We start from the raw sequence: 3,451 nt of genomic DNA, 5'->3' as shown, positions 1-3,451 counted from the left end.
CGACATGGCGGAGCTGACGATCTCCTCGGATGAGATCGCCAACGCGATCGAGAACTACGTCTCGAGTTATTCCCCGGACGTGAGCCGGGAAGAGGTCGGCGTCGTCGTCGACACCGGCGACGGTGTGGCCCACGTCGAGGGCCTGCCGGGCACCATGGCCAACGAACTGCTGGAGTTCCCCGGCGGGATTCTCGGCGTCGCGCAGAACCTGGAACCGCGCCAGATCGGTGTCGTCATCCTCGGTGACTTCGAGTCGATCGAGGAAGGCCAGGAAGTCAAGCGCACCGGTCAGATCCTCTCGATCCCGGTCGGCGAGAACTTCCTCGGCCGCGTCATCGACCCGCTCGGCAAACCGATCGACGGACTCGGCGACATCGAGGCGACCGAGCGTCGTGCCTTGGAGCTCCAGGCCGCGTCCGTGGTGGAGCGGCAGCCGGTGTCGGAGCCGCTGCAGACCGGTATCACGGCGATCGACGCCATGACCCCGATCGGCCGCGGACAGCGCCAGCTGATCATCGGTGACCGCAAGACCGGTAAGACCGCGGTCTGCATCGACACGATCATCAACCAGAAGGCCAACTGGGAGAGCGGCGACCCGAAGAAGCAGGTTCGCTGCATCTACGTCGCGGTCGGTCAGAAGGGCTCCACGATCGCCTCGGTGCGTAAGTCGCTGGAGGACGCGGGTGCGATGGAGTACACGACCATCGTCGCCGCTCCCGCCTCCGACTCCGCGGGCTTCAAGTGGCTGGCCCCGTACTCGGGCTCCGCGCTCGGCCAGCACTGGATGTACCAGGGCAAGCACGTGCTGATCGTGTTCGATGACCTCACCAAGCAGGCTGAGGCGTACCGCGCGATCTCGCTGTTGCTGCGTCGTCCGCCGGGCCGTGAGGCGTTCCCCGGTGACGTCTTCTACTTGCACTCGCGTCTGCTGGAGCGCTGCGCGAAGCTGTCGGACGAACTGGGTGGCGGTTCGCTCACGGGCCTGCCCGTCATCGAGACCAAGGCCAACGACATCTCGGCCTACATCCCCACGAACGTCATCTCGATTACCGACGGGCAGTGTTTCTTCCAGTCTGACCTCTTCAACTCGGGTCAGCGCCCTGCGGTCGACGTGACCACGTCGGTGTCGCGAGTCGGTGGTGACGCCCAGATCAAGGCGATGAAGAAGGTCTCGGGTTCATTGCGGATCGACCTGTCGCAGTACGAGGAGCTGAAGGCGTTCGCGGCCTTCGCCTCGGACCTCGACGCCGCGTCGAAGGCCCAACTGGACCGCGGTGCCCGGCTGTACGAGCTGCTCAAGCAGCCGCAGTACTCGCCGGTGCCGGTCGAGCAGCAGGTCGTCACGGTCTTCCTTGGCTCGAACGGTCACTTCGACGACGTGCCGATCGAAGACACGGCTCGGTTCAACAACGAGCTGCTGGAGACGATCCGGCATCGGCACGACGACATCCTCGCCGAGATCCGCGACAAGGGTCACTGGACCGACGAGCTCGCCGAGCGGGTCATCGAGGTGACGAAGGAGTTCAAGAAGGGCTTCACCACCTCCGAGGGCAAGTCGCTGGTCGGCGACGAGTCCGTCGATCCCATGGACGCGGAGAAGGTCGGCCAGGAATCTGTGAAGGTGCACCGTCCCGCGGCTGCGAAGAAGTAGGGCGCGAATATGACCGCTCAGCTTCGTGAGCTCCGGCAGAAGGTCCGGGCAACCAAGTCGATCGGGAAGATCACTAAGGCGATGGAGCTCATCGCCACCTCGCGCATCAGCAAGGCGCAGGCGAGGGTCGAGGCGTCCCGGCCGTACGCGTCGGAGATCACCAACGTGCTCTCCGCCCTGGCGGGGGCCAGCACCAATCTCGACCACCCCTTGCTGGTCGAACGGCCGAACCCCAAGAGGGTCGCCGTGTTGGTGGTGACCAGTGACAAGGGCCTCGTCGGCGGTTACAACGCCAACGCGCTGCGAGCGACCGAGGAACTGCTTGCCCTGCTCCGCGAGCAGGGCAAGGATCCCCAGCTCTACGTGATCGGCGGTAAGGGCGTGAACTACTACAAGTTCCGTGACCGCGAGATCGCGGGCAGCTGGACCGGGTTCTCGCAGCAGCCGCGTTACGAGAACGCCGCCGAGGTGGGGGAGACCCTGGTGAGCGCGTTCGTCGCCGGTGCGGACGACGAGGGTGCGAACGCGGGCGCCGACGGTGTGCTCGGCGTGGACGAACTCCACATTGTGTACACCGAGTTCCGCTCGATGCTCACGCAGACGCCGGTCGCTCGCCGCATCGCCCCGCTGGAGGTCGAGTACACCGAGGAGGCCCCCACGGCCATTCCTCCGGCGTACGAGTTCGAGCCGAGTGCCGAGCAGTTGCTGGGTGCACTGTTGCCTAAGTACATCAACACGCGGATCTATGCGGCGTTGTTGGAGTCGGCGGCGTCCGAGCTGGCGGCACAGCGCAACGCCATGAAGTCGGCGTCGGACAACGCCCAGGAGCTGGTCGAGACCTACACCCGACTGGCGAACCAGGCCCGCCAGGCCCAGATCACCCAGGAGATCAGCGAAATCGTCGGTGGGGCTGACGCGCTCGCCGCCACAGGAAGTGATGTGTAAGCCATGACTGCCGTGCAAGACACAGCAACCGCGGCCAAGGGGCGGATCGTCTCCGTGACCGGGCCGGTCGTCGATGTCGAGTTTCCCCGCGGCGCGGTGCCCGAGCTGAACAACGCCCTCAAGGTGGAGGTCGAGTTCGAGGAGCTGCGCAAGACGGTCACGTTGGAGGTGGCGCAGCACCTCGGTGACAACCTCGTGCGCACCATTTCGCTCCAGCCGCAGGACGGTCTGGTGCGGGGTGCCGAGGTCACCGACACCGGCGCGCCGATCTCGGTCCCGGTCGGTGACAAGGTGAAGGGTCACGTCTACAACGCGCTCGGCGAGTGCCTGGACGAGCCCGGCTACGGTGCCGACCTGGAGCGTTGGTCCATTCACCGTAAGCCGCCGGCGTTCGACCAGCTCGAGGGTAAGACCGAGATGCTGGAGACCGGTCTGAAGGTGATCGACCTGCTCACCCCGTACGTGCAGGGTGGCAAGATCGGTCTGTTCGGTGGTGCCGGTGTGGGCAAGACGGTGCTCATCAAGGAGATGATCACCCGTGTCGCCAAGAACTTCGGTGGTACCTCGGTTTTCGCCGGTGTCGGCGAGCGTACCCGTGAGGGCACGGACCTCTTCCTGGAGATGAGCGAGGACGGCGTCATCAACGACACCGCGCTCGTGTTCGGGCAGATGGACGAGCCGCCGGGCACCCGTATGCGGGTGGCGCTGTCCGCTCTGACGATGGCGGAGTACTTCCGCGACGTGCAGAACCAGGACGTGCTGCTGTTCATCGACAACATCTTCCGGTTCACCCAGGCCGGTTCCGAGGTGTCGACCCTGCTGGGCCGGATGCCGTCGGCCGTGGGTTACCAGCCG

At 65.5% G+C, this 3,451-nt stretch carries 2 protein-coding genes and 1 pseudogene; all 3 read left to right on the top strand.

Going from position 1 to position 3,451, the window contains the following annotated elements:
- Positions 1 to 4: 4 nt before the first annotated feature.
- On the top strand, positions 5 to 1,651 hold the full coding sequence (gene atpA, locus M7H19_RS00950; RefSeq protein WP_298175871.1) for a F0F1 ATP synthase subunit alpha: 1,647 nt from the start codon (positions 5 to 7) through the stop codon (positions 1,649 to 1,651).
- A 9-nt stretch (positions 1,652 to 1,660) separates the two neighbouring features.
- Positions 1,661 to 2,596, top strand: a complete 936-nt coding sequence (locus M7H19_RS00945) for a F0F1 ATP synthase subunit gamma (RefSeq protein WP_298175869.1) — start codon at positions 1,661 to 1,663, stop codon at positions 2,594 to 2,596.
- A gap of 3 nt (positions 2,597 to 2,599) precedes the next feature.
- Positions 2,600 to 3,451, top strand: a pseudogene (locus tag M7H19_RS00940) (F0F1 ATP synthase subunit beta); the annotation flags it as partial.

This window comes from Saccharomonospora sp., assembly GCF_027317685.1.
Taxonomy (GTDB): Bacteria; Actinomycetota; Actinomycetes; order Mycobacteriales; family Pseudonocardiaceae; genus Saccharomonospora.
Note: the sequence above shows the minus strand (reverse complement) of the source record. Positions and strands in the feature narration are given on the sequence as shown.